The sequence below is a fragment of the Comamonas sp. B21-038 genome (genome assembly GCF_022387135.1).
GTDB classification, from domain to species: Bacteria; Pseudomonadota; Gammaproteobacteria; order Burkholderiales; family Burkholderiaceae_C; genus Comamonas; species Comamonas sediminis.
Map to the genome: position 1 here is coordinate 5,136,285 of NZ_CP092462.1, position 26,216 is coordinate 5,162,500.

24 protein-coding genes and 2 pseudogenes (1 of these 26 only partly in view) are annotated in these 26,216 nt (G+C 64.7%); 11 read left to right on the top strand and 15 right to left on the bottom strand.

The window, feature by feature from the left end:
• The 3 genes from MJ205_RS23425 (at window position 1) to MJ205_RS23435 (ending at window position 3,082) form a co-directional block, all read left to right on the top strand.
• Window positions 1-1,200 carry an acetyl-CoA C-acyltransferase gene (locus tag MJ205_RS23425; protein ID WP_239810596.1) on the top strand — a complete coding sequence of 400 codons (1,200 nt, stop codon included), beginning with the start codon at window positions 1-3 and terminating at the stop codon, window positions 1,198-1,200.
• A 164-nt stretch (window positions 1,201-1,364) separates the two neighbouring features.
• Entirely contained in the window at window positions 1,365-2,207 is an 843-nt protein-coding gene (locus MJ205_RS23430) for an acyl-CoA thioesterase (RefSeq protein ID WP_239810597.1), read from the top strand.
• 92 nt (window positions 2,208-2,299) lie between these two features.
• Window positions 2,300-3,082, top strand: coding sequence for an enoyl-CoA hydratase (locus MJ205_RS23435; protein ID WP_239810598.1), 783 nt, complete (start codon window positions 2,300-2,302; stop codon window positions 3,080-3,082).
• Here the strand turns inward: MJ205_RS23435 and MJ205_RS23440 are convergent.
• Genes MJ205_RS23440 through MJ205_RS23450 form a run of 3 tightly spaced genes read right to left on the bottom strand, consistent with a single transcriptional unit; the run spans window position 3,069 to window position 5,397 of the window.
• Complete coding sequence (locus MJ205_RS23440; protein ID WP_239810599.1) at window positions 3,069-3,902, bottom strand: ChbG/HpnK family deacetylase; 834 nt, start codon at window positions 3,900-3,902, stop codon at window positions 3,069-3,071. The two genes, MJ205_RS23435 and MJ205_RS23440, sit on opposite strands and share 14 nt — an antisense overlap.
• A complete protein-coding gene (locus MJ205_RS23445; protein WP_239812840.1) occupies window positions 3,899-4,333 on the bottom strand; it encodes a GtrA family protein in 435 nt (144 codons plus the stop codon). Before MJ205_RS23445 ends, MJ205_RS23440 begins: the two co-directional genes overlap by 4 nt.
• Complete coding sequence (locus MJ205_RS23450) at window positions 4,330-5,397, bottom strand: glycosyltransferase family 2 protein (protein ID WP_239810600.1); 1,068 nt, start codon at window positions 5,395-5,397, stop codon at window positions 4,330-4,332. Before MJ205_RS23450 ends, MJ205_RS23445 begins: the two co-directional genes overlap by 4 nt.
• A 153-nt stretch (window positions 5,398-5,550) precedes the next feature.
• On the opposite strand from MJ205_RS23450, the gene MJ205_RS23455 reads away from it, so the two are divergent.
• Both MJ205_RS23455 and MJ205_RS23460 read left to right on the top strand, forming a co-directional pair.
• A complete protein-coding gene (locus tag MJ205_RS23455; protein WP_239812841.1) occupies window positions 5,551-6,012 on the top strand; it encodes a thioesterase family protein in 462 nt (153 codons plus the stop codon).
• 171 nt (window positions 6,013-6,183) lie between these two features.
• Window positions 6,184-6,804, top strand: coding sequence for a bactofilin family protein (locus tag MJ205_RS23460; RefSeq protein WP_239810601.1), 621 nt, complete (start codon window positions 6,184-6,186; stop codon window positions 6,802-6,804).
• Window positions 6,805-6,905: 101 nt separating this feature from the next.
• On the opposite strand, the gene MJ205_RS23465 is transcribed toward MJ205_RS23460, so the two are convergent.
• Window positions 6,906-7,319: an acyl-CoA thioesterase gene (locus MJ205_RS23465; RefSeq protein WP_239810602.1), complete on the bottom strand. Its 414-nt coding sequence runs from the start codon at window positions 7,317-7,319 to the stop codon at window positions 6,906-6,908.
• A gap of 41 nt (window positions 7,320-7,360) precedes the next feature.
• Between MJ205_RS23465 and MJ205_RS23470 the strand changes: the two genes are divergently transcribed.
• The 3 genes and pseudogenes from MJ205_RS23470 to MJ205_RS23480 form a co-directional block, all read left to right on the top strand.
• Window positions 7,361-9,190, top strand: a complete 1,830-nt coding sequence (locus MJ205_RS23470; RefSeq protein ID WP_239810603.1) for an ABCB family ABC transporter ATP-binding protein/permease — start codon at window positions 7,361-7,363, stop codon at window positions 9,188-9,190.
• Between the two features lie 94 nt (window positions 9,191-9,284).
• Window positions 9,285-9,602 (top strand): annotated as a pseudogene (locus tag MJ205_RS23475) (nucleotide pyrophosphohydrolase); the annotation flags it as partial.
• Window positions 9,603-9,653: 51 nt separating this feature from the next.
• Window positions 9,654-10,856 (top strand): annotated as a pseudogene (locus tag MJ205_RS23480) (PIN domain-containing protein); the annotation flags it as partial.
• A 12-nt stretch (window positions 10,857-10,868) separates the two neighbouring features.
• Here the strand turns inward: MJ205_RS23480 and MJ205_RS23485 are convergent.
• From MJ205_RS23485 to exaC, 3 genes are all read right to left on the bottom strand, one after another.
• Window positions 10,869-11,306: a polyhydroxyalkanoate granule-associated phasin gene (locus tag MJ205_RS23485; protein WP_239810604.1), complete on the bottom strand. Its 438-nt coding sequence runs from the start codon at window positions 11,304-11,306 to the stop codon at window positions 10,869-10,871.
• A gap of 171 nt (window positions 11,307-11,477) precedes the next feature.
• Complete coding sequence (locus MJ205_RS23490) at window positions 11,478-11,879, bottom strand: DUF779 domain-containing protein (RefSeq protein WP_239810605.1); 402 nt, start codon at window positions 11,877-11,879, stop codon at window positions 11,478-11,480.
• A gap of 131 nt (window positions 11,880-12,010) precedes the next feature.
• Complete coding sequence (exaC, locus tag MJ205_RS23495; protein WP_239810606.1) at window positions 12,011-13,531, bottom strand: acetaldehyde dehydrogenase ExaC; 1,521 nt, start codon at window positions 13,529-13,531, stop codon at window positions 12,011-12,013.
• A 297-nt stretch (window positions 13,532-13,828) separates the two neighbouring features.
• Here exaC and MJ205_RS23500 point away from each other — a divergent pair, with 297 nt between their 5' ends.
• On the top strand, window positions 13,829-15,811 hold the full coding sequence (locus MJ205_RS23500; protein WP_239810607.1) for a sigma-54-dependent Fis family transcriptional regulator: 1,983 nt from the start codon (window positions 13,829-13,831) through the stop codon (window positions 15,809-15,811).
• 59 nt (window positions 15,812-15,870) lie between these two features.
• Window positions 15,871-16,716 carry a creatininase family protein gene (locus tag MJ205_RS23505; protein WP_239810608.1) on the top strand — a complete coding sequence of 282 codons (846 nt, stop codon included), beginning with the start codon at window positions 15,871-15,873 and terminating at the stop codon, window positions 16,714-16,716.
• 18 nt (window positions 16,717-16,734) lie between these two features.
• Here the strand turns inward: MJ205_RS23505 and MJ205_RS23510 are convergent, their stop codons facing one another.
• The 7 genes from MJ205_RS23510 to MJ205_RS23540 form a co-directional block, all read right to left on the bottom strand.
• A complete protein-coding gene (locus MJ205_RS23510) occupies window positions 16,735-17,703 on the bottom strand; it encodes a threonine dehydratase (protein ID WP_239810609.1) in 969 nt (322 codons plus the stop codon).
• 32 nt (window positions 17,704-17,735) lie between these two features.
• Complete coding sequence (locus MJ205_RS23515) at window positions 17,736-18,428, bottom strand: VOC family protein (protein WP_239810610.1); 693 nt, start codon at window positions 18,426-18,428, stop codon at window positions 17,736-17,738.
• Window positions 18,425-19,363: a PhzF family phenazine biosynthesis protein gene (locus MJ205_RS23520; RefSeq protein ID WP_239810611.1), complete on the bottom strand. Its 939-nt coding sequence runs from the start codon at window positions 19,361-19,363 to the stop codon at window positions 18,425-18,427. The genes MJ205_RS23515 and MJ205_RS23520 overlap by 4 nt, the downstream gene beginning before the upstream one ends.
• 22 nt (window positions 19,364-19,385) lie before the next feature.
• Window positions 19,386-20,279 carry a PhzF family phenazine biosynthesis protein gene (locus tag MJ205_RS23525; protein WP_239810612.1) on the bottom strand — a complete coding sequence of 298 codons (894 nt, stop codon included), beginning with the start codon at window positions 20,277-20,279 and terminating at the stop codon, window positions 19,386-19,388.
• Window positions 20,280-20,349: 70 nt separating this feature from the next.
• A complete protein-coding gene (locus MJ205_RS23530; RefSeq protein ID WP_239810613.1) occupies window positions 20,350-20,991 on the bottom strand; it encodes a glutathione S-transferase in 642 nt (213 codons plus the stop codon).
• A gap of 88 nt (window positions 20,992-21,079) precedes the next feature.
• Entirely contained in the window at window positions 21,080-22,267 is a 1,188-nt protein-coding gene (locus MJ205_RS23535; RefSeq protein ID WP_239810614.1) for an aminotransferase-like domain-containing protein, read from the bottom strand.
• 261 nt (window positions 22,268-22,528) lie between these two features.
• Window positions 22,529-23,125 carry a LysE family translocator gene (locus MJ205_RS23540; protein ID WP_239812843.1) on the bottom strand — a complete coding sequence of 199 codons (597 nt, stop codon included), beginning with the start codon at window positions 23,123-23,125 and terminating at the stop codon, window positions 22,529-22,531.
• A 236-nt stretch (window positions 23,126-23,361) separates the two neighbouring features.
• Between MJ205_RS23540 and MJ205_RS23545 the strand changes: the two genes are divergently transcribed.
• On the top strand, window positions 23,362-24,828 hold the full coding sequence (locus tag MJ205_RS23545) for an aminotransferase-like domain-containing protein (RefSeq protein WP_239810615.1): 1,467 nt from the start codon (window positions 23,362-23,364) through the stop codon (window positions 24,826-24,828).
• Between the two features lie 28 nt (window positions 24,829-24,856).
• Here MJ205_RS23545 and MJ205_RS23550 read toward each other — a convergent pair whose 3' ends face one another.
• A protein-coding gene (locus MJ205_RS23550) for an ATP-binding cassette domain-containing protein (protein WP_239810616.1) crosses the window boundary here: on the bottom strand, window positions 24,857-26,216 show its 3' portion. Its footprint extends 545 nt past the window's final position; 1,360 of the gene's 1,905 nt are visible here — the last part of the coding sequence; its start codon lies off the right edge, out of view; the stop codon is at window positions 24,857-24,859.

Genomic DNA, 26,216 nt, shown 5'->3' on the forward strand with positions numbered 1-26,216 from the left:
ATGAGTAAACAAGTTCAAGACGCCTACATCGTTGCGGCGACGCGCACACCGATTGGCAAGTCGCACAAAGGCTATCTGCGCAATATGCGCCCCGATGAGCTGCTGGCCACCACGATGAAGGCCGTGCTGGCGCAGGCGCCGGGGCTGGATCCGCAGGCGATCGAGGATGTGGTCTGCGGCTGCGCGATCCCCGAAGCCCAGCAGGGCCTGAACGTGGCGCGCATCAGCGCGGTGCTGGCAGGGCTGCCGGTGGGGGTGGGCGGGGTGACGGTCAACCGCTTTTGCGCATCGGGCCTGACCGCTTTGCAGATGGCCGCCGACCGCATCCGCGTGGGCGAGGCCGATGTGATGATCGCCGCGGGCGTCGAGAGCATGAGCATGGTGCCGATGATGGGCAACTCGCCATCGCTGTCTCCGTCCATCTTTGAGCGCGAAGGCGATGTCGGCATTGCCTACGGCATGGGCCTGACGGCAGAAAAAGTCGCGCAGCGCTGGAAGGTCGGCCGCGATGCCCAGGATGCCTTTGCACTGCAGTCGCACCAGCGCGCGCTGGCGGCGCAGCAGGCGGGCGATTTTGCCGCAGAGATCACGCCGATCACCGTGACCGACCGGGGCGTGGACATCGCCAAGGGCGAGGCGGTGAGCCGCTCGCGCACCATCAGCCTGGATGAAGGCCCGCGCCCGGACACGTCGATCGAAGGCCTGGCCAAGCTGCGTACCGTGTTTGCGGCGCGCGGCTCCGTCACTGCCGGCAACAGCTCGCAGACCAGCGATGGCGCAGGTGCGCTGCTGGTGGTGAGCGAGGCGGCGCTCAAGCGCTTCAACCTGACGCCGCTGGCACGCTTTGTCAGCTATGCCAGCAAGGGCGTGCCGCCCGAGATCATGGGCATTGGCCCGATTGAGGCGATCCCGGTGGCGCTGCGCCATGCGGGCCTGTCCTTGCAGGACATGGACTGGATCGAGCTGAACGAGGCCTTTGCTGCGCAGTCGCTGGCGGTCATCGAGCAATTGGGCATGGACCCGGCCAAGGTCAACCCCATGGGCGGCGCGATTGCGCTGGGCCACCCGCTGGGCGCTACAGGCGCCATCCGTGCCGCCACCGTCGTGCATGCGCTGCAGCGCAACAAGCTCAAATACGGCATGGTGACCATGTGCGTGGGCATGGGGCAGGGCGCGGCCGGCATTCTGGAGCGCGTGTAAAACGCCCCAGGCCACGGCATCTGTCGCCCACAAGGCTGCGGCAGATGCCGCTGGCTGCTACTGTCGGGTGGCAGAAAATGCAACTGCATTACCAGCCTTGCAAGGCTTGGTACGGGCACAAGGCGTTTTCAGCGGAGTCAAAAATTTCTGCGAAAGATGTCCGAATGAGTGAACTCTCCACCAACAGCGAACGCCATGCCTTCGACCGTGCCATGGCGATGGAAGCAACCGGCCAGAACCAGTACGCGGCGCAGGCCAGCAAGGACTACTGGAACATGGTCGGGCCCTATGGCGGCATCACAGCTGCCCAAGTGGCACAGGCGGTGTTGCAGCACCCGCAGCGCCTGGGGGATCTGGTGGCGATCACCGTGAACTACGCTGGTGCGGTGGGCGAGCGGCCGTACGTGATCGAGGCCATCCCCGCCCGCACCAACCGCAGCACCCAGCACTGGATCATCACCCTGCGCGAGCAGGATGCGCAGGGCCAGTGGTCCACCACGACCACCGCGACGGCGATGACGGCGCTGGCGCGCGAAACCTGGTCGGACGACGAATACGCGATGCCCGAGGTGCTGCCGGCCAGCGCGGTGGAGCGCTACACCACCGATTTCCGCGTGGAATGGCTGAACCGCTACAACATCCGCCCGCTGCTGGGCGGCTACCCGACCGAGTGGGATGGCGCGGCCAGCCCGAGTCTCACCCGCATGTGGGTGGGCGACGAGCCCCCGCGCCCGCTGGATGTGCCGGCGCTGACTTCGCTGTGCGATGTGTTCTTTCCCCGCATCTGGCTGCGCCGCGCCAAGCGCGTGCCGGTGGGCACCGTGTCCTTGACGGTCTATGTGCATGCCAGTGCCGAGCAATTGGCCGCCGTGGGTACCCAGCCGGTGCTGGCCCAGGCGCAGGGCCAGGGCTTTCGGGATGGCTTTTTTGACCAGACCGCGCAGATCTGGTCGCCCCAGGGCGTTTTGCTGGCCACCAGCCACCAGCTGGTCTATTACAAGGAATAAGGCGTGCCAAATCCGGTTAGCATGCCAGCGTCTTCGGTGTGCGCCCTGGCAGTGGCCCGGGCCCGGCACCGAACCTTTTTTGAGAGACTGTTATGACGATCCAATCCTCCTGCGACGATATCCGGGTGCTGGCCGAAGCGGGCATCTGCACCATCACCTTCAACCGGGTGGCCAAGAAGAACTCGCTGACCGGCGCCATGTACCTGGCGTTGGCGGACATCCTGCAGCAGGCCGCCAGCAGCAGCGACGTGCGTGTGGTGCTGTTCCAGGGCGATGCCTCGGTGTTTACCGCCGGCAACGACCTGGGCGATTTCCTCCACGGCCCCAAGCCCGATGACAACGCGCCGCCATTCCAGTTCCTGCAGGCGCTGGCCGCCTTCCCCAAGCCCATCGTCGCAGCCGTCTGCGGCCCGGCCGTGGGCATTGGCACGACGATGCTGCTGCACTGCGACCTGGTCTATGCCGGTGACAACGCGATGTTCTCGCTGCCCTTCGTCAACCTGGGCTTCTGCCCCGAAGGGGCATCCAGCCTGCTGCTGCCGCAGCTGATGGGCCACCAGCGCGCCTGCGAGGCCTTGCTGCTGGGCGACCCCTTCATGGCCGAGGCGGCACTGGAGGTGGGCCTGGTCAACCGGGTGGTGCCGCCGACCGAATGCAACACCATCGCGCAGGCACAAGCGGCCAAGCTGGCCGCCAAGCCGCTGGCCTCGCTGATGGCCAGCAAGCGCCTGCTCAAGAGCGGCCAGATGGCGGCGGTTCAGTCGCGCATCGCGGAAGAAGGCCGTGTGTTTGCCGATCTGCTGCAGCAGCCCGCCGCCAAGGAGGCGATGCAGGCCTTTATGGAAAAGCGCAAGCCCAACTTCAGCGGTCTGTGATCGCTGCTGAGGCTGGCTTGGCAGGCGCCAGCTTGCCAATGCGGCAGCCCTGCGCTGCCAGCAGCTCGCCAAACGCCGGCGAGCGCAGATAGGCCCACTCCACCGGCCGCTGCTGGCCAATGGCGTCCTCCGGCATCGGCGTCTGCGCCGGGTGGCACATCAAGAGGCTGCCGTCCTGGCATTCGGCCAGCCATTGCGCCATCAGGCCGCCATAAGCGGCCTCCGTCGGTGCATCAAACCCATAGACCCCTGCAAAGCCCTGGTTGGTGGCCCAGTGCTGGCGCTGCAACTGGTGGCTGAGGCGGTAGCCGCCCAGCAGCGCGATCGTGGCCGATTTGGCCTGCCAACGCAAAGCGCCCGCAGGGGCCGTGGATCGGATCCATATCTGCCGGGCCGCGGCGCCATAGCGCGCGCTGAGCTCGGCCAGCATCGCTTTGCGCACGCCGGGTAGCTGGTGCACATGCTGGTGGCCATCCACGTAGACGGGTGGCATGCCCAGCGCATCCTCAAACGCATCGAGCTGGCGGCACCAGGCGTCGCGCAGCGCAGCGGCAGACAACCGGGCGGTATAGGCCTGGCTGAGAATGCGCGTGATGGGGGTATCGGGCGCTATGCCATGGCCTTCGGTCAGGTTGAAATGCAGGCCCAGGTCCAGCTGGCTGCGCACCGCAGGCAAGGCGCGTGCAGCAGCACGCCAGCCCGGGGCCGTGGTCATGCAGCTGGTAGCAGAGAGGCGGCCCAGCGCCGCCAGCTCCAGCACCGCTGCATCAACAGCCGGGTGCAGCGCAAAATCATCGGCGCAGAGGGTGATGTTCTTCATGGTGCTCCGTGCGGTGCAGCGTGAGTAAAGGCCCAGCACTTGGCTGCAACAAAGGTGAATACCGCCACGACGATCAGCACCGCCACCAGGCTCCAGGCATAGTGCCAGTGCAGCTGGTGCAGCGCCAGGTAGTACAGCAGTTCATTGAGGGCGAAGGAGCTGCAGGCGACCAGAAAAAACCGCGGCAGCGCCTGCGCGTGGGGCGCCTTTTGATCGGCAAAGGTCAGCCAGGCGTGGCCGCTGTAGCTGACCCCAAAGGCGACCAGAAAAGCCAGCACATTGGCCAGCAGCGGCGCCATGCCCGCGCCGCCCACCAGGAGCAGCACCACCAGCAAATGCGTGGCCGCCGCCGAGCCACCCACGGCAATGAACTGCAGGCCTTGAGGCAGTCTGCGCAGGCGCTCGGCCAAGGCGGCGACCCGCAAGCTCAGGACTCCGGCGGCATCGGCGCAACCGGTGCCGGCGCCGTGGCGGATGCCGGTACATACGGGGGTGCCACGGGCTCGCTGCTCACGGGGCTGCGGTCATCGTTGTTCGCCACGATGTACAAAGGCCGGCGCTTGACCTCGTCATAAATGCGGCCGATGTACTCGCCCAGCATGCCAATGGACATCAGTTGCACGCCGGAGAACAGCATCAGGCCGGCGGCCAAGGTCGGCCAGCCGTCGATAGGGTTGTCCAGCACGATGGTCTCGACAGTGATGTAGATGCCGTAGAGGATGGCCATCACCGAGATGCAAAAGCCCACCAGGCTCCAGATGCGCAACGGCAAGGTGGTGAACGAGGTCAACCCCTGAAACGCCAGCGCAAACAGCCGGTGAAAATTGAAGCTGGACTGCCCGCTGCGCCGGCTATCGGGCACGAAGGGCAGCGCCACGCTCTTGAAGCCGACCCAGGCGTACAGGCCCTTCATGAAGCGGTTGCGCTCGGGCAGCTGGCGCAGCGCATCGACCACCTTGCGGTCCATGAGCCGGAAATCGCCCGCGTTCTCGGGGATGTGCACGGCGTTGTCGCGGTTCATCAGGTAGTAGAACAGCCAGGTGCCCCAGCGCTTGGCCTTGGCCTCGCCAGCGCGGTCGGCGATGACGCCGTAGACCATGTCATAGCCGCCCTGCCACAGCTGCACCATCTCGGCAATCAGGGGCAGGGGGTGCTGAAAGTCGGCATCGATCAACAGCACCGCATTGCCGCGTGCATAGTCCAGCCCGGCGGTCATCGCCGCTTCCTTGCCAAAATTGCGCGCCAGCTGGATGTAGTGCAGCGGCAGCTGTTGGCCCAGGCGCTGGGCCACTTCATCGGTGGTGTCCTTGCTGCCGTCATTGACCAGCACGATCTCGCACTCTACAGAGAGTGCTCGCACGGTCTCGTACAAGGCCGGCAGAAAGGCTTCCAGGTTGCTGGCTTCGTTATAGGCAGGCACCACGCAGCTCAAGCGCAACGGTGGCCGGGGCGCCGTGCGGGTGGAGGGCGGAGCGGGAGGCAGGGTGTCAGGCATAGTTGTGCTGTATTTGCGCGCAGTCTAGCGCATGGCGCAGCGGCATCCCAGCAGAATCTGCGATTGCCGTGCCAGGCGCTTGACTGCATACTGCGATGGATGAGCACCGTCACATTGCCTACGCCGCACCTCGAAGCATCCGCCTATGTCTCTATGCAAGGTCTGGATAACGCCTATATCGAAGGCCTGCGCGACATTTTTGAAGAGCGCATCGTTTTCAACAAGCTGCTGGGCCTCAAGCTGCAGGCAGTGCAGGGCGATGCGGTCTGGGCCAGCCTGGAGATGCGCAACGACCTGGTCGGCCATTTTGGCCTGCAACGCGTGCATGGCGGCGTCATCAGCGCCAGTCTGGATGCGCTGGGCGGCATCGCAGTGATGGCGGCTTCAGGGGCCAAACATGCCGGTGAGCCCGTGATGCAGCGCCTGATGCGTTTTGCCAAGCTGGGCACCATTGATTTGCGGGTCGACTACCTGCGCCCAGGCACCCATGGCCCCTTTGCGCTGCAGGCCCGGGTGCTGCGGCTGGGCTCGCGGGTGGCGACCACGCGCTCGGATTTTTGCGACAGCAGCGGCCAGGTACTGGCCACCGCCACGGCAGCCTATATCGTGTCCTGATGCGGGCCAGCGGCGCGCAGGGATGTTGGGAAATGTGAGATTTGTCCGACGTATGAAAGTATTGATAGGAAAGGCCGCCATAGTTGCCTGCTGTTACGACTAGTGTCAAATTTTGTGAACACCCTAGCTATAAATTGAATAGCATGTAGAAGCTTTTCACAAGGAGAACCGATGGCTGTACAAAACCCTTTTTTCGGCGGGCGCCGTGACAACGACTCTTCCGCCTCCAAGTTCATGGGAGGCAATGCCTCCAGTTCATCGGGCAGCACCTTGCCCAGCACCGCTGCCGGCTCTGCCAGTTCCGTGCTCGGCGGCAACCTGAGCGGCCACAAGGCCGATGAGCCCAGCAACCCTTCTCCTACCTCTTCCTATACCAGCACCGTGACCTCTGACACCACTTCCGGCACCGGCAGCAAACTGACTGTTGGCCCCAATATCAAACTCAAGGGCGTCGAGATCACCGATTGTGACACCTTGGTGGTGGAAGGCACGGTCGAGGCCACGATGGATTCGCGCGTGATCCAGATCGCTGCCGAAGGCGCGTTCCGTGGCTCGGCCGAGATCGACATCGCCGAGATCCATGGCGAGTTCGAAGGCAATCTGACCGTGCGCGACAAGCTGGTGATTTTTGGCAGCGGCCGGGTGCACGGCAAGATCCGCTACGGCAAGGTCATCATCGAAGAAGGTGGCCAGCTGACCGGCGAGATCGAGTGCTCCAACAGCACGCGCAAGCCCGTGGCCGCCAGCACCACGGCCACCAAGACGGAAAAGCCGGCCGAAAGCCTGGCCTGATCGCTGAGGCCCCGGCCTCCCGCTTGTGAAAAAGCCGCTGCAGCGCAGGATTGCGTTGCAGCGGCTTTGGTGTTTCTGGGCCATTAGCCGCTCGTGGCCAATCAGACCGGCAGCGGCGGCACGGTGCGGGGATGGCCTTCGTCATCGATGGCGACATAGGTCAAGGTCGCCTCGGTCACCTTGAAGAACTGGCCCTGCTTGGACAGGCGCTCGGCAAATACCTCGACCTGGACCGTCATCGACGTGGTGCCCACGCGTACCAGCTTGGCGTAGAACGACAGGATGTCGCCGACACGCACCGGCTGCTTGAAGATGAACTCATTGACCGCCACGGTGACGGTGCGGCCGCGCGAATGGCGCAGCGGCAGCACCGAGCCGCCCAGATCCACCTGCGACATGACCCAGCCGCCAAAGATATCGCCGTTGGCATTGCAGTCGGCAGGCATGGGAACAACGCGCAAAACCAGCTCTTTGTCCTGGGGAAGCTCGTTGGATGCGGTGCGTGGGGTATTCATGGTCACAATGGAGGTCTATAACAAACCCACCATTGTCTCCGATGCGACGTTATGCCGAGGCGCCCGCCGCCACAAGCCCTACCCCCCATGATGGGAAAACTCTGACTGCTGGCGACGGCCGCACCTTGAAGCGCCTGCTGCCGTATCTGTGGACCTACAAGTGGCGCGTGCTGGCCGCCCTGGTGCTGATGGTGGGGGCCAAGGTCGCCAATGTCGGGGTGCCGGTGCTGCTCAAGCATGTGGTGGATGCGCTCGACATCCGCCCTGGCAACCCGCAGGCCTTGCTGGTGGTGCCGGTGAGCTTGCTGCTGGCCTATGGGGGGCTGCGGCTGCTGACCTCGGTGTTTGGCGAGCTGCGCGAGCTGGTGTTCTCCAAGGCCACGCAGGGCGCCGCACGGGCGATTGCGCTGCAGACCTTCGAGCATCTGCATGCGATGAGCCTGCGCTTTCACCTGGAGCGCCAGACCGGCGGCATGACCCGTGACATCGAGCGCGGCGTCAAAGGCGTCGAATCGCTCATCTCGTACTCGCTCTACAGCATCGTGCCCACGTTGATCGAGCTGGCGCTGGTGCTGGGCATCCTGGCCGTGCAGTTCGACATCTGGTTTGCGATCATCACCATCGTGGCGCTCACGGTCTACATCACGTTCACCGTCGTGGTCACCCAGTGGCGCACGCATTTTCGGCGCGAGGCCAACCTGATCGATTCCGCGGCGCACAGCAAGGCCATCGACTCGCTGCTGAACTACGAGACGGTGAAGTACTTCAACAACGAGGGCTTCGAAGCCCAGCGCTACGACGGGGATCTGGAGAAGCTGCGCCGCTCGCGCCTCAAAAGCCAAAGCAGCCTGAGCCTGCTCAACAGCGGCCAGCAGCTGATCATTGCGGTGGCCTTGGTGGCCATGCTCTGGCGCGCCACCCAGGGCGTTGTCGATGGCCGGTTGAGCCTGGGCGATCTGGTGATGATCAATGCCTTCATGATCCAGCTCTACATTCCGCTCAATTTTCTGGGCACCCTGTACCGCGAGATCAAGCAAAGCCTGACAGACCTGGACCGCATGTTTGTGCTGATGGACCAGCAGCGCGAAGTGGCCGATGCCCCGGCCGCCCAACCACTGGCGCTGCAGGCCGAGCCCGAGCTGCGCTTTGACGATGTGCATTTTGCCTACCACCCGGACCGACCCATTCTGCAGGGCCTGAGCTTTGTCGTGCCTGCGGGCAAGACCGTTGCCGTGGTGGGCCCCTCGGGCGCCGGCAAATCCACGTTGGCGCGGCTGATCTTCCGCTTCTACGATGTGCAGTCGGGTGCCATCCGCATTGCCGGCCAGGACATCCGCGATCTGACCCAGGACAGCCTGCGCCGCGCCATCGGCATCGTGCCGCAGGACACCGTGCTGTTCAACGACACGGTCGCCTACAACATCGCCTATGGCCGCCCGGGTGCCTCACAAGAGGAGATCGTGCAGGCCGCGCAGGCGGCGCGCATCCACGCGATGATTGCCGCCTCGCCCGAAGGCTATGCCACCCGTGTGGGCGAGCGGGGGCTCAAACTGTCGGGCGGCGAAAAGCAGCGCGTGGCCATTGCCCGCACCCTGCTGAAAAACCCGCCCATCCTCATCTTTGACGAGGCGACCTCGGCGCTGGACTCGGCCAACGAGCGCGCCATTCAGCAGGAACTGCAAAAGGCCGCGCAGGGCAAGACCACCTTGGTGATCGCCCACCGCCTGTCCACCGTGGTGGACGCGCATGAAATCCTGGTGATGGATGCGGGCCGCATTGTGGAGCGCGGCACCCATGCGCAGCTGCTGGCGCTGGGCGCGCGCTATGCAAGCATGTGGGCCCTGCAGCGCACGGATAAGCAAACACCATAATTGGTAGCTGCCTGCGGTAGTTGAATGCCACGGTTTTCGTACCTGGATTGGAGTCGATTCAAGCGTAGACAGCTATCAGGACAAAGGAGTCTCCATGGACATATCCGCCTTGCAAGAACGTTTGCGCTGCTTTGCTGCCGCCCGTGACTGGCAGCCCTACCATGCGCCCAAGAACCTAGCGATGGCGCTGATGGTGGAGACGGCGGAGTTGATGGAACTGTTCCAGTGGAGCACTTTGACCGAGTCCCGTGGCCTCACACGCGACCCTGTTCAGAAAGAACGGGTGGCCGATGAGATCGCCGACGTGCTGCTGTACTTGCTGCAGTTGGCAGACCACACACAGGTGAATATTGAGGAGGCGGTGGAAGCCAAGCTGCAAAAAAATGCCGAAAAACATCCAGCCAAGCACCCGGATAAGGAGAAGCAACCAGTGGGCAAGCGCGTGCATTTGCTGGTTGACTGGGAGAACGTGCAGCCCGAAGGCCAAGCACTGAAAGCCTTGGTGCCTGAGGCCCGCCATGTCTGGTTGCTGCACGGCCCTTCGCAGAAGGTCGATACCAGCAGTCATATTGAGTGCTTTGATGAGGCGCGGGTCGTGACGGTTCCGCGCTCCGGATCCGGCAAGAATGCGCTGGATTTTCAGCTTTGTTTCTATGCCGGATATCTCTCGTCGAGCCGAAAGGGCGATGAGTTCGTGATCGTCTCCAATGACAAGGGCTATGACGCGATGGTGGAGCATGCGAGGCTGCTGAAGTTCGCAGTGCGGCGCATTGAGTACCGCAAGGCGGCAGTTGTGGCGCCGATGAAAACGGGGCCGGTAAAAAAGTTGCCAGCAGCCCTCAACCCTTTGCCTCCTAGCGCTGCGCAGATAGCTTGGCGTCTTATCACGCACCGCAGAATTAGTGGAGCATGGGGCCAGCCGTGGTCCGCTGAAGACATGTATGCCACCGCTGTCAGCTTAATCAGAGAGCCTATTCCCGCGAAAGCCCAGCTCGCCCAACGCGCGTGCGCTTTGGCGCATCTGCGAATCAAATTACAGGGTTCAGAGCGTATGGCGAGCCCAGGGTTGGGGCGTACAGCCGTTGTCGCGCCCTGCAGTGATGGCAGTGAACGGGTTGCCAGTGCAGTTGGTAAAGGAATGGCTCAAGGGTATGCCCCGCCACTAGCACCCGCTCCCGTCAAGGCTGCTTCACTCTCACAGAAATCGGTGCCAGCGCTGGTTACAGCTGGCGCCAAACGGGTCGCCAGCTCCTTGCAAAAGATGCATGCAAACCTGCCAAGTACACAAGCCGCCTTGCTACAGACGATTCGGACGGTCACTGCACAGCTTGAACATGTGCCTGACCTGACAGAGCAGGTCTTAGCAGCGCTAGTTCGGCGTCAGGATGTGCAATGTCTGCCCGACGGCAAGCGAGTGCGATTTCCCCGGCTGGAAGCGGCTAGAAAGAAAGCACTCCCGACGCAGGCAACAGGCCAGCCAAAGCAGGTGCCACGAAAGCCGGCGCTGAAGAAGGTGGCGGCTAAAAAGGCGGTTGCTAAACCAGTCGTTAAAAAGGCGCCCGCAAAATCTGCTACCAAAAAAGTGACGCAAAAAAGCAGCGCTAAAAAATCACCGGTTTCAGCATTAACGCCGCCAGCGAAGCAGGGCAACCAGGCGCAGCAGTAATGGGCAGAGGGATTAACGCTTGCTGCGCGACAGCCGCTTGGCATTGCGCACGGCCTTGGCATGCACTGGCGTCAGGCCGGCGTCGAGCACATCGGTGACCGCCTGCACCTGCTGCGTCACCATGCGCGAGGTGGCCTTGCCCACGCCAAAGGCGGCGAGCGGGTTGCTGCTGCTGGGTGCCAGCATCGGTGTGGTGCACAGGCTGGCGGCGGTCTGCCAGTAGGAGGTACAGGCCTGGGTCCACATGCCCATCCAGGACTCGTAGAAGGCCACCACTTTTTCGCTGCCCATACGGTAGAACTCCTGCTGGTCGCGGGCAGATGGATGGGTGCCGGCGAGCATCATCCGGCCCACGCGCTGTGCGACCACCTGCGGCGCAGCCAGACTGAGCTCCAGGCTTTTGTGGGCCAGATTCTGGACCTTGGCTTGGGTTTTGTATTGGGCGTTCATGGTATCCACAGCGGAGTTGGTACTGGGGAAATTGTAGAAAGTAATAAAGAATGCTGCATTGCAACAATTTCACCCGCCTGCGCCCATGGTTTTTATGCAAGTCTTTGAATTACTGCATTTATCTCTTGTTTTGCACCACAGTTGTGCGGTAGGTCTGCGGCTTGCCAAGGCCTAGGACGGCGCATTGTTTGCAATGCGCTGCCCATCCTGTTGCGCCAGCGCTGCCAACTCGGCCTCGCTGAACACCCGCGAGCGGGTATGGAAGGCCTTGCCCTCGGGTCCTTCGAGCGAGAAGGTGCCGCCGCCGTGGGTGTCGATCACATCGATGATGAGCTGGGTGTGCTTCCAGTACGCGTACTGGGAGGTGCTCATGTAAAACGGGCAGCCACCAATATCGCCCAGGTAGACATCGCCCTGGCCGATGGTCAGCTCGCCCAGCAGGTAGCAGTTGGCTGCGCTGTTGTCGCAGCAGCCGCCCGATTGGTGAAACATCAGGCCAGGGCCATGCTTGTCTTTGAGCAGGGCAATCAGTGCTTGCGCGGCCGGGGTGGCCACCACTTTCTCCACAACCATCATGCTGTCTCCGGTGATGGCAGGCGAGGCTGGGCCGGGCCTGCCGTGAAGGGGTTGCCCAGGCGGCGTGCGTGGCCCCGGCCCCTGCTGCGTATGCAGTGGAGGCCGGGCACACCGCCCAGCACCGTTTATTAGAAGAAGCCCAGCTTGTTTTCAGAGTAGGACACCAACAGATTCTTGGTCTGCTGGTAGTGGTCCAGCATCATCTTGTGGTTCTCACGGCCAATGCCCGATTCCTTGTAACCGCCAAAGGCGGCGTGGGCGGGGTAGTGGTGGTAGCAGTTGGTCCACACGCGGCCCGCCTTGATCGCGCGGCCCATGCGGTAGGCTAGATTGCCATTGCGCGTCCAGACGCCAGCGCCCAGACCGTACAAGGTGTCGTTGGCCAGCTCCAGCGCTTCTTCTTCGGTCTTGAAGGTGGTGACGGCCAGCACCGGGCCAAAGATCTCTTCCTGGAAGATGCGCATCTTGTTGTGGCCCTTGAACACGGTGGGCTGCACGTAGTAGCCGCCTTCCAGATCGCCGCCCAGCTTGGCTTCGGCGCCGCCGATCAGCACCTCGGCGCCTTCCTGGCGGCCCAGGTCCAGGTAGCTGCTGATCTTGATCAGCTGCTCCTTGCTGGCCTGCGCACCCATCATGCTGTCGGTGTCCAGTGGGTTGCCGTGTTTGATGGCGGCAATGCGCTTGAGCACCTTTTCCATGAAGCGGTCATAGATGGATTCATGGATCAGTGCGCGGCTGGGGCAGGTGCAGACCTCGCCCTGGTTGAAGGCAAACAGCACCAGCCCTTCGATCGCCTTGTCCAGGAAGGCGTCGTCATGGTCCATCACATCGGCGAAGAACACATTGGGCGACTTGCCGCCCAGCTCCAGGGTAGCGGGGATCAGGTTGTTGGCGGCGGCCTGGGCGATGACGCGGCCCGTGCTGGTCGAGCCGGTAAAGGCGATCTTGGCGATGCGCTTGCTGTTGGCCAGCGGCATGCCCGCCTCCCGGCCGTAGCCGTTGACCACATTGAGCACGCCGGCAGGCAGCAGGTCCTCGATGAGCTCGATGAGAATCAGCAAGCCGATGGGCGTGGATTCGGCGGGCTTGAGCACCACGCAGTTGCCTGCGGCAAGGGCGGGGGCCAGCTTCCAGGCGGCCATCAGGATGGGGAAGTTCCAGGGAATGATCTGGCCGACGACGCCCAGTGGCTCATGGTAGTGGTAGGCCACGGTGGTGTTGTCGATCTCGCTGATGCCGCCTTCCTGCGCCCGCAGCGCGCCGGCAAAGTAGCGGAAGTGGTCGGCCGCCAGCGGAATATCGGCATTGAGCGTCTCGCGGATCGCCTTGCCGTTGTCCACGGTTTCGGCATAGGCCAGCAGTTCGGTGTTGGCGTCGATGCGGTCGGCAATCTGCAGCAGCACATTGGAGCGCTCGGCGGCCGATTTCTTGCCCCAGGCGTCTGCCGCTGCATGCGCGGCATCCAGTGCCAGCTCCACGTCTTCAGCCGTCGAGCGTGCGGCCTGCGTGTAGACCTGGCCATTGATCGGCGAGACCACATCAAAGTACTGGCCCTTGACGGGCGCCTTCCACTGGCCGCCGATGAAGTTGTTGTACTGCTTCTTGTAGCTGATCTTGGCGCCCGATTGGCCGGGAAATACGTATTGCATGGTTTGTCTCCTTGGAAATTGGATGTCTCAAGCTGATTCGCGCCGCTGGCAAAGCCGCTGAAGGCACGAGTCACCAGGGACATATCAAGATGCATGCCAGCGTGAAAAGCGCGGCAAGTGCTTGATTTGTCTCAGTCTGATGGCGGGCGATGACTGGGGCTGGAACAGCGCTGGACAGTGCAGGTGTTCCAATCTGGAACAGTCGGACAGCGTCATGGCTATTCGCGGCTTCCCCGAGCGGCTGCTTTCCTATACTGTCCCCATGGGCCTGCGCAGACAGGCTTGCAAGGAGACGACATGGATCCCCAGATCACCTCCCAGGTGCTGCGTCAGGCGCGGGTGCATTTGTTGGCACATGGTGAATGCCCGCCCGGGGCCGTGCAGGCGCGCATTGCCAGCTCCTGGGAGCGCAGTCTGCGCGCAGGGGTGCAACCGGTGGGCCGTGTCTCTGGCGGCGATCCGCTGACGGGGACCGAAATGCGCCAGGTGCTCACCCGCAGCGAAGATCTGCTCGCCATTGCCCGGCCGGTGATGGACTATGTGTTCGAGCAGATCCAGGACAGCCACAGCATGGTCATCCTGGCCAATGCCCAGAGCACCTTGCTGCACACCTTGGGCGATGCCCCGTTTCTGAACAAGGCCGAGCGGGTGGCGCTGCGCAGTGGTGCGATCTGGACCGAAGAGGCGCGCGGCACCAACGCGATCGGCACGGCACTGGTGGAGGCCACACCGCTGCGCGTCGAAGGCGCCGAGCACTTTCTGGAAGCCAACAGCTTTTTGAACTGCGCGGCCTCGCCCATCTTCAGCGCCCAGGGCCAACTGCTGGGCGTGCTCGATATCTCCGGCGACCAGCGGCTGGCCCAGGCCCATACCCTGGGGCTGGCCACCACTGCGGCCCGCATGATCGAAAACCGCTGGCTGCTGGCGCGCCACCAGCGCGACTGGCGCATGCATTTCCACACCCAGGCCGAAGGGGTGGGCACCGCCGCCGAAGGCATTCTGGCGCTGGCGCCGGATGGCTTGCTGTTGGGCGGCAACCGCGCGGCCATGCAAAGCCTCAAGATCGCCCCCGCCGACTGGGGCCATCTGCACTGGGATGACATCAGCGTCATGCCGTTGCGCGACTGGCTGGCCCGGGGCCACAGCCACACCGAACGCCTGCACCTGGCGGCCCTGCACACCGGCCGCAGCGTGTTTGCGCGCCTGGTGCTGCCCCTGCAAGCCACAGCGGCAGCCGCTACGCCAGCTGTGCTGAGCAGCGATCGCGCTGTCCGTGCGCCGCTGGCGGCGGCGCCTCTGCGGCCTGCGCCCGATGCGCTGGCCCAGCTCGACACCGGCGACCCGACCTGGCGCGCCGCCGCAGAGCGTGGCCGGCGCACCTTGGGCAAGGGCATTGCCTTGCTGGTGCAGGGCGAATCGGGCGTCGGCAAGGAGCTGTTTGCCCGCGCCTTGCATGACAGCAGCGCCCGCCATGCCGGGCCTTTTGTGGCCATCAACTGTGCGGCCATTCCAGAGCATTTGATCGAGGCCGAGCTGTTTGGCTATGAATCAGGTGCCTTTACCGGTGCCCGGCGCGATGGCCAGCTGGGCCGTCTGCGCGAGGCCCAGGGCGGCACCTTGTTCCTCGACGAAATTGGCGATATGCCGCTGGCACTGCAAACCCGCTTGCTGCGCGTGCTGCAGGAGCGCAGCATCACGCCGCTGGGGGGCGGCAAGGCCCAGCAGCTGGACTTTGCTTTGGTCTGCGCCACCCACCACCAGCTGCGCGAGGCCGTGGCGCAAGGGCGCTTTCGGGCCGATCTGTTCTACCGCATCCATGGCCTGGCCTTGCAGTTGCCCGCGCTGCGCGAGCGCAGCGATCGCGAGGCCATCACCCGCCGCTTGCTGGACCAGTTCAACCCCGGCCAGTCGGTCAGGCTGCACCCCGATCTGGCCTTTGCGATGGCGCACTACCCCTGGCCCGGCAATCTGCGCGAATACGCCAACGCGCTGCAGACCGCATCGGCGCTGCTGCTGCCCGGTGAAGACAGCATTGGCTGGTCACAGCTCTCCGACGACCTGGCGCAGGAGCTGCTGCGCTACCGCGAAGGCGCGCCGATGGCCGTCGCTGCTTTGGCAGCGCAAGCGCAGCCGCCCAGCCTGCCGGCCACCGATCTGAAAACGCTTTCCCACACCGCCATCGCGCAGACCCTGCAGCAGTGCCGGGGCAATGTGTCGCAGGCAGCCAAGCTGCTGGGCATCAGCCGGCAGACCCTGTACCGCCGGCTCAAGGCGGCTTAGCATGGCCTAAGATAGCGCTTCGCCGGAACATGGTGTGCCGGCCGTTTGTTGGAATACCCATGCCCGCCTCTGAAAACGCCGCTGTCGCCCCCTGGTCTTCCCGATTCTGGGCCGATATCAGCACGCGCGAATTTGCCCAGGCGCAGACCAGCGGCCTCGCAGCCAGCACGGTGGCAGTGCTGCCGGTGGGCGCGGTGGAGCAGCATGGCCCGCATTTGCCGGTCTCCGTCGATGCCACCTTGCTGCAAGGCATTGTGGTGGCGGCGCTGCCCCTGCTGCCGGCCGATGTGCCGGTGCTGGTGCTGCCGGCGCAGAACATCGGTCTGAGCACCGAGCACCTGAACTTTCCCGGCACCCTGAGCCTGCCGCCCAAGCTCATCATCGATCTCTGGACGGCGCTGGGTCAGGCGGTAGCGCGGGCCGGCATCCGCAAGCTGCTGATGTTCAACACCCATGGCGGGCAGGTGGCGGTGATGGATATCGTCGCGCGCGAGCTGCGCATGGCCCATGGCATGCTGGTCTACAGCAGCAGCTGGGGCGGGCTGCCGTTGCCGGCCGAAGTGACGGGCTTGTTCAGCGCCGAGGAGCACCGCTTTGGCATCCATGGCGGCGAGGTGGAAACCTCGATGATGCTGCACCTCGCACCTGCGCAGGTGGACATGGCGCAGGCGGGCTGTTTCCATTCCACGTCGCAGGACCGGGCGCGGCGCTTTGCGATTGTGGGCAACGGCAAGAGCGCCAAGATGGGCTGGGCGATGGAAGACTACAACCCCTGCGGCGCCGTCGGCAATGCCGCTGGCGCCACCGCAGACAAGGGCCGTGCGGTGGTCGAGGCAGCGGCCCAGCAACTGGCCTTGCTGCTGCAGGAGTTCCACCAGCTGGAGTGGACAGTAGCTCCCCGCTGAAGTCTTACACGCGCAGAATCAGCCGCCCAGCACCTGGCTGAACACGGCCGCATCCACATTGCCGCCGGTCAGCGCCAGACCAATGGTCTGGCCGGCGATCAGCTCGCGCTCCTGCAGCGCGGCGGCCAGCGCAGCGGCACCTGCGCCTTCGGCGACATTGTGGGTATCGGTGAACAGGCAGCGCATGGCTTCGCGCACTTCGTCGTCGCTGACGGCCACGAGGTGGTCCAGGTGCTGGCGCAGCACGGGCAGGGCCATCGGGTCGGCGCGGCGCACGGCCATGCCGTCGGCAATCTCGGTGCTGACCACCGCCTCGACCACCTCACCGGCGGCGATGGAATCGCGGTAGGTGGTGGCGCCCGTGCTGATCACCCCGACAATGCGCACCGGGTGCTGCAAGGCCAGCTTGGCAGCCACGGCCGCACAGGCGCCCGAGCCCAGGCCAATCGGCACATAGACGGTCTGCAAATGCGGCACGGCGCGCAAAAACTCCCACCAGTAGGTGCTGACGCCGCTGACCAGGTCCGGGTGGTAGCTGGGCACCATATGGGCGCCATTCTGCTCGGCCAGCGCGATCGCATGCTCGCGGGCGGACTGGAAGTCGTCGCCGTGCTCGATCAGCTCAGCACCCAGCGAACGCATCGCCATGTTCTTCTCGACCGAGTTGCCATGGGGCACGACGATGGTGCAGCGCACGCCATGGCTGCGCGCGGCCCAGGCGATGCTCTGGCCGTGGTTGCCGCGCGTGGCGCTGATCACCTGGGCGGGCAGGTTGCCGCGTGCTGCCATCTGCGCGAAATAGGCCAGGCCGCCCCGGATCTTGAATGCGCCCACCGGCGTGTGGTTCTCATGCTTGAGCCAGCACTCGGCCCCCAGGCGTTCACCCAGCAGCTGCCAACGGTACTGCGGCGTGGCCTGGAACTCCCGGTAGACGATGCGGGAGGCGGCTTCAATCTCGGCGAGGCTGGGAAGGGAGATGGCTTGCATAGATCAGAAAAGAGAGTGCGTTGAAGAGCGGATCAGAGAGGGCTGCGCAGCTGCACCGGCCCCTTGGGCGTGTGCAAATCGGCGACCAGCGCCGGCGTGGGGGCATGCGCCACCTGCAAGGCGGGGTGGCTGCCCAGGCCCAGGGCCTGCAGCGCGGTGTGCAGGGCTGCGGCATCGGGGTGCAGCAGTTGCAGCCGCTGCAGTGCGACGCCCTTTTCCGCCAAGTTGGCTTCCGGGTGCTGGTTCCCCCATTCAATCAATGTGGGCAGCAGGCCTTGGAGCAGGCGCTGGCCATCGGGGCGCAAGCCAATCTGCCAGGCCAGCAGGCCCCGGGGCGTTTGCCGGCTGGCGGCCTGGGGCGTGCCGGCCGCATGGCCGAGCGCGCGCAAGGCTTCGGTGGCCTGGGTGATGCCGTTGACGCGTGCGACCCAGTGGGTCAGCTGCGGCCCCTGGCTGCGCACCTGCGCCTGCAGCGCGCTGTCGTCCATGTCAAACCAGCGGCGGTGGCTGCTGGGCGCCTGGCCTTGCGGGTCGACCGCGATGATCTCCAGGTAGCTGGCCGCAAAGGCGGGGCTGCTGATGCGCAGCAGGCGGTTGTGGGTGCCCATGAAGGCATGCTGGCCGCCTGCGTCAGGCGTCACGCCCAAAGTCGCCTCGCACCAGGCCAGGCCTTCATCCAGGCTGGCCGCCATGACGACGAGGTGGTCCAGGGTGGCATGGCTCACAGCAGCACCTCGCCCCGGATGCCGGCGGACACATGGCCGCCGACCCAGACCTGGCCGGCCGCATCTTGCGCGATGTTGACGATGCCGCTGCGGTCCAGGTTGATGCCCTGGCTGGCGACATAGGGGGCCTGCAGATGGCCATCGGCCAGCAGCCACTGCGCCAGGCTGGCGTTGAGGCTGCCGGTGATCGGGTCTTCGCTGAGGCTGGCGCCGGTGTTGAACCAGACCCGCACCTCGATATCGACCTCAGGCGGGCGGCTGGCCTGGCCCGAGGCGCCATCAAAGGCACGCGCCTCGCGGCTGGCGCGGCCGATCAGCGTCTTGCCCGCTTGCGGGTACAGCGCCGCCACCGCCAATTCCATGCCCAGGCCATGCAGCGCCGTCAGATCGGGCTGCATCGCGAGGATGGTGTCAGGGTCGTCCAGCAGCAGGGCCCAGAACTCGGGTCCGTTGTTGAGCTTTTGGCGGGCCAGCACCTGGCCTGCGTGTAGACCGGTAGCCTGCAGCACCGGGGCCAGTTCTGCATCTGCAATCTCGCTGCGGCTGAGCGACGGGGCGGCAAAGGCCAGGCGACCGCTGCGCGCGTCCTGCTGCAAGGGCACCAGGCCCTTGGCGCATTCCTGCACCACGCGGCCGGCTTGCTGCGGCTGGCCACCGGCTGCCAGCCAGGCATGGCAGCTGCCCAAGGTGGGGTGGCCGGCAAAAGGCAGCTCGCCGCCGGGGGTGAAGATGCGCACCCGGTAGTCCGCACCCTGGGCACGGCCCTCGGGTGTGGGTGGCAGCAAAAAGGTGGTTTCGGACAGGTTGGTCCAGCGGGCAAAGGCCTGCATGGCCTCATCGCCCAGGCCTTCGCTGTCCAGCACCACGGCCAGCGGGTTGCCACGGTAGGCGGTTTCGGAAAACACATCGACCTGCATAAAGGCGCGTGTACGCATGGGAACTTCCTTTCTTCTGTATTCAAAGAATGACCTGGCCTATCAGCACGCTGTGCACCTGGCCCTGTACCCAGATCTGGCCTTGCGCATCGGCCACCAGGCGCATGCGGCCCGCGCGGCCGATGGCGGCCCCTTGTTGCACGCGGTACGGCAAGGCGATATGGCCGGCAGCGCCGAGCCACTGGGCCAGGCTGGCATTGAGGCTGCCCGTGGCCGGGTCTTCGGCGATGCCGTGGGCGGTCAAGGTGATGCCGCGCACTTCCAGCACCGGATCTGCCGCCATCGGGCCGCTGCTGGGTGTGTGGATGGCGCAGAGGCCGGCTTTGACGCCCAGTGTCCGCAGCGCCGCCGCGTTGGGCTGGGCGCGTGGCAGCATATCGGTGCTGCGCATCAGCAAACCCATCCAGCGCGATCCGTTGTCCAGCCACTGCGCGGCGAGCAGGTCATCGGCCTGCAAGGCCAATGCGGCCAGCACCTGTGCCTGCAGACCGGCAGGCACCTCGCTGCGCTGCAGCGGTGGCGCGGCAAAGGCCAGGCCTGCGTGGTCCATGCCGCTCGCAGAGGAAGAGCGTTGGATGCTGACCAGGCCCTTGGCACATTCCTGCACCACCACCTGCGCCTGGCGCGGCGTACCGCCCGCGTTGAGCCAGGCCTGGCAACTGCCCAGGGTGGGGTGGCCGGCAAAGGCCAGCTCGCCTGCCGGGGTGAAGATGCGCAGCCGGTAGTCAGCGCCACATGCGGCCCCCTCGGGCGTGGGCGGCAGTACAAAGGTGGTTTCGGACAGGTTGGTCCAGCGGGCAAAGTCCAGCATGGCCGCGTCGCCAATGCCTTCGCCATCGAGCACCACGGCAAGCGCATTGCCTTGCAGCGCATGGTGGGCAAATACATCGAGCTGGGCAAAGCGGCGTGGCTGCATGGTAGGGGGGGAGGGAAAAAAAGCAGGGCGCGCCGTGGTGGCGCGCTGCGGGGCGCGTGTTGGGCGGCGCTTACTCGATCGTGATGTCCAGCACTCCCCGGCTGGCCGGGCGGGCCAGCATCGCGGCAAACCAGCGTTCCACATGCGGGTAGTGGGGGCGCTGGTAGGCGGCGGCGGGCAGGTTCCACCAACGGTGCACCTCGCAGGCGACGGGGATGTCGGCCATGCCGAACTGCGCGCCTTGCAGATAAGGGCGGCTGGCCAGATGGCGGTCCAGCAGTTGCAGCAAGGGCTCCATCGCGGCGATGGACGCGGCGATCTTTTGCGCATCGCGCTGCTCGGGTGCGGTGCGGATAAGCTGGATAAAGGCATCGCGCCCGGCGGGGTTCATCGTCGTTTGCTGCCAATCCATCCAGCGCTCGGCATCAAAGCGCTGGGCCAGCGCTGCCGGGTAGAGCACACCGGGCGAGTAGCGGGCGCAGAGGTAGCGCACGATCACGTTGGATTCGAACAGGGTCAGCTGCATGGCGCCTTCGCCGTCTTCGATCACCGGCACCATCGCATTGGGGTTGCGGGCCAGGTACTCGGGCGTCTGCGTGCCGCCGAACTTGCCGCCGGTGTCTATGCGCTCAAACGCAACGCCCACTTCTTGCGCGGCCCAGACGGCCTTGCGCACATTGATCGAGCTGATGCGGCCCCAGATTTTCAGCATGTGTCTTCCTTGGTGTGTGCTGCGTGGTGGTGTGGTGGCCAGAGAGCCTGCCTTGCGGGCCTGCTCTCTGGCGATCTGGCCTGCTGGCTTATCGGGCGGCCAACGTGGCCCGCACGGTTTCGGCCAGTGCCTTGATGGCGATATGGATCTGCTCTTCCGAGGCCGTCACATAGGACAGGCGCATCGTGCGGTTGTCAGGCTGGCTGGCATAGAAGGCGCTGCCGGGCACATAGGCCACATTGCGCTCGACGGCGGCTGGCAGCATGGCAACGGTGTCAATGCCTTCAGGCATGCGCACCCAGAGGAACATGCCGCCCGTGGGCGTGGTCCACTGCACATCCAGGTCGGCGAAATGCGTGCGCAGTGCGGCCAGCATTGCATCGCGCTGCTTTTTGTAGAGCGCGCGGATGGTGGGCACATGCTGGTCCAGAAAGCCGCTTTGCACCACCTCGGCCACCATGCGCTGGTTGAAGGTGGGCGTGTGCAGATCGGCCGCCTGTTTGGCCTGCAGCAGCTTGCCATAGACCGCCTTGGGTGCCACCACATAGCCCAGGCGCAGGCCCGGTGCCAGCACTTTGGAGAAGGAGCCCAAGTACACGCCGCCTTCCGGGTTGCGGGCCGTCAGTGGGGCGGGCGGCGCCTGGTCGTACCAGAGGTCGCCGTAGGGGTTGTCCTCCAGAAATGGGATGCCCAAGGTGGCCAGGCGGTCCACCACAGCCTGGCGGCGGGCCTCGTCCATGCTGCGGCCGGTGGGGTTCTGAAAGTTGGGCAGCAGGTAGACCATGCGTGCCTTGTCCGCGCCCTCGCCCGCCTTGCGCGCCAGGTCGTCGGGGATCACGCCATGGTCATCGCTGTCCACGCCCACCACCCGGGGCTGCTGGGGCGAGAAGGCCTGCAGGGCGCCCAGATAGGTCGGCGTCTCCACCAGAAGGCGGCTGCCCTCGTCGAGCAGGATCTTGCCCATCAAATCCAGGCCCTGCTGGGAGCCGGTGGTGATCAGCACCTGGTCGGGACTGACATCCCAGGGCAGTTGCTTGGCCACAAACTCGCGCAATGGCGCATAGCCTTCGCTGGCGGCGTATTGCAGTGCAGACGCACCGTCCTGCAGCAGCACCTTGTCGGCTGCTTCCTTGAAGGCAGCGATCGGGAAGGTCTTGGGGGAGGGCAAGCCACCGGCCAGGCTGATGATGCCGGGCTTCTCGGTCACTTTCAGGATCTCGCGGATCACCGAGGGGTTCATGCTGGCGGCGCGTTTGGCCAAGGTCCAGTTCGTCATCATTTCCTCATCTCTTTGACAGGCAGCCGGGGCGACAGCGCCCTGGCCGGGGTGGATGCAGCGCAGAGCCACCGCAGGTTGGAATGGTGGCAGTGGCCGGGCGTCTGGGGTTGGGCACGGCGGGCGGACATTGCCGGCAGGCTTTTGGCCTGCATGGTTCTATGCAGGGGCAGACCAGCGCACAGGCCTGCCGGTGGGACTTTGATTGTCCAATTAGTAGAGGGCTAGTGGGCAGCGGCACAGACTTTATTACCTGCAGGCTCAGGCCTTGACCATCCATACCGCCGTCAGCACCAGAATGAGCGCCATCGCCCGGTTGAACCAGAGCAGACGCTGGCCCTGGGCCAGCCAGCTGCGCAGCAGCGCGCCGACCGAGGCATACAGAAAGTTGCTGGCAAAGGCGTAAAACAGCATCACCGGCAGCACAATCGCCAGACGCGCCAACGCATCCTGAAAGCCGACAATCCAGCCCGCGACAATGGCCAGCGCCAACAGCCAGGCCTTGACGTTGACAAACTGCAAGCCGACGGCCTGCCAAAAACCGAGCAGGTGGCCGTTCTTGGTCTCGGCCAGTTGGCCGCTGCGGCTGAGTTTGTAGGCCAGCCAGACCAAGTACACAATGCCGACCGCCTTGATGGCGCCTTTGAGGGCGGGCGCTGCCATCACCAACGCACCCACGCCGCTGGCGCACAGCAGCAGCAACGCGCCCCAGCCCATGGGCACGCCCCAGACAAAGCGCATGGCGGACTTGAGACCCCAGTTCGCGCCCATCGCAGCGGCCATCGTCGTGTTGGGCCCGGGGGTAAAGCTCATGGCCGTGGCCAGAACCAGAAATGCGCTGAACTCTACGGCGGTCATTGTCGTTGTCATGGTGATCGTGTCCACTGCCTTGGGGGAGGCCCATCATGCACCGGCGCTGCCAGCTTTCGGCGGAGCGAAGGCGCAGGCCAGTTGCAGCGGAGACAGCCGGGACCTTGGGGGCAGGCTTGCCTCAAATAATGTAGCTTTGATAGCAATACAGTTACAGTACAGACAGAAAATCAATACCATGAACTGTATTGGTGCCAAAACCGGTACATCTCCTCTCTATTGCCATGCTGACCCGCGACACCACCCATACCCTGACCGAGCAACTGGCGGCGCGCTTTGCAGAACGCATCCGATCGCGCCTGCTGCCCGCTGGTGCGCGTCTGCCGTCAGTGCGCGCCTGCGCGGCCCAGCAAAGCGTGAGTCCCTATACGGTAGTTGCCGCTTACGACTTGCTGCAGGCCCAGGGCTTGGTGGAGGCACGCCGCCAGCGCGGCTTCTACGTGCGCGACTATGTTGCCAAGGCCGTGGTCACTGCACCTGCGGTGCCGCCGGTGGCCAAGGACAGGACCTTGAAGGACGCGGTGTCGCTGTCGCTACCGGCCGCATCGGCCCGCATCCATGCAACCTCGCTCATTCGCGGCATGATGCACAAGGCCACGCATCCGCAGCCGGGGGCTGGCATGTTCCCGCCCGAATGGCTGCAGAACCAGTTTCTGCAATCGGCGCTGCGCAAGGTCGTGGGTTCGGATGCGCTGCATGCCATGCACTGGAGCTACGGCGCGCCCATGGGCGATGAGCTGCTGCGCGCGCTGCTGGCCGATCGCCTCAAGGAACTGGGCTTGCCGGTGGGGATGGAGCAGGTGATGACCACGATGGGCGCAACCCAGGGCCTGGACATTGTCAGCCGCACCTTGCTGAAGGCGGGCGATGCGGTGATGGTCGAAGAGCCTGGTTGGTCGGTAGAGTTTGCCCGGCTGGCGGCGCTGGGCATGCAGGTGCTGCCAGTGCCGCGCGGGCCCGATGGCCCAGATCTGGCCGTCATGCGCCATTACTGCGAGACCCATGCGCCCAAGCTGTATGTCAGCGTCAGCGTGCTGCACAACCCCACCAGCTACAGCCTGCACCCGGCAGCGGCCCACCAGGTGCTGCAGCTGGCGCAGTCCTTCAATTTCTATATTGTTGAGGACGACACCTACAGCCATATCGCACCCGAGCATGCCACCCGGCTCAGCGTGCTCGATGGCCTCCAGCGCAGCATCTATGTGAGTGGCTTTGCCAAGATCCTGGCGCCCAACTGGCGCGTCGGCTATATGGTGGCGCCACCGGATCTGGTGGACCGCATGCTGGACACCAAGCTGCTGTCGACCTTGACCAGCCCGGCGCTGATGGAGCGCGCGATGGCGCTGTGCATCGAAAACGGCCAGCTGCGGCGCCATATCGAGCGCATGCGCAGCCGCCTGGTGCAGGCGCGCAAGCACAGCGTGCCGCTGGCGCTGGAGTCCGGCTGCCGCTTTGTCACCGAGCCCGCAGGCATGTTCGGCTGGGTGGATACCGGCATGGATACCGAGGTACTGGCCCAGCGCATGCTCGATGAAAACTACCTGATTGCGCCGGGCAGCCTCTTCCATGCGAGCCGCCAGCCATCCACCTTGATGCGCATCAACTATGCCTGCACGCAGGACCCGAGCTTCTGGCGGGTTTATCAGCAGGTGCGTGCGGAGTTCCCGCAGGCCGAACCCATGCCGCGCTGAGCCGCTGAGGGCTGAGCGCGGCACCGGATCAGCTGGCCAGCGCTTCCCAGCGCATCAAGGCTTCGAGCAGCTGCTCTTCAATGGCGGCATCGCGCTGCTGCAACTGCATCGCCTGGCCGTAGTCCTTGGTGTAGAGGCTGCCATCAGCCAGCTTGGCCTGGATATCCTTTTGCTCGGCTTCCAGCTCGGCGATGCGGGCCGGCAAGGTATCCAGATCGCGCTGGTCCTTGTAGCTGAGCTTGCGCTTGGGCTGTGCGCTGGGCACAGCTGCTGCAGCGGGCGCTGGCGCGGGGGCCTTGGTCTCCTTGGCTTGCTTGCTGGCCTGGGCAGCGTCGCGCTGCTCGGCAATCTCACGCGAGCGGCGCGACTGGATCAGCCAGTCCTGCACCGAGCCTTCGTACTCGCGCCAATGGCCATCACCTTCGGCGGCGATGATGCTGGTGACCACGTTGTCCAAAAAGGTCCGGTCATGGCTGACCAGGAAGACGGTGCCGTCGTACTGCTGCAGCAAGTCTTCCAGCAGGTCCAGGGTGTCGATGTCCAGGTCATTGGTCGGCTCGTCCAGCACCAGCACATTGGCCGGGCGGGCAAACAAGCGGGCCAGCAGCAAGCGGTTGCGCTCGCCACCCGACAGGGAGCGCACTGGCGAGTGCGCACGTGCCGGCGAGAACAGGAAATCGCTCAGGTAGCTTTTCACATGCTTGCGCTGGTTGCCGATCTCGATCCATTCGCTGCCCGGGCTGATGAAGTCCTCTAGGGTCGCATCCAGATTGATCGCATCGCGCATCTGGTCAAAATAGGCCACCTGCAGGTTGGCGCCCTGGCGGATTGTGCCGCTGTCTGCAGCCAACTCGCCCAGAATCATCTTCAGCAAGGTGGTCTTGCCTGCGCCGTTGGGGCCGAGCAGACCGATCTTGTCGCCGCGCAGCACCGTGGTGCTGAAGTTGCGCACAATGGTCCGGTCGCCAAAACGCTTGCTGACGTCGGTCAGCTCCGCCACGATCTTGCCTTGGTAGGCACTGCCCACGCCCGAGGCAATGTCCATCTTCACGCTGCCCTGGGCGGTGCGGCGTGCCGCATGTTCGCTGCGCATTACCTTGAGCCGCTCGATCCGGCTCTGGCTGCGGGTGCGGCGGGCTTCGACGCCCTTGCGGATCCAAATCTCTTCCTGGGCCAGCAATTTATCGGCCTTGGCATTGATCACCGACTCTTGTGCCAGCTGCTCCTGCTTTTGCACCACGTACTGCGCAAAGTTGCCGGGGTAGCTGCGCAGCTGGCCACGGTCCAGCTCCACAATGCGGGTCGCCACCGCATCCAGAAAGGAGCGATCGTGGGTAATAGTGATGATGCTGCCCTTGAACTCCTTGAGCAGGTCTTCCAGCCAAGCG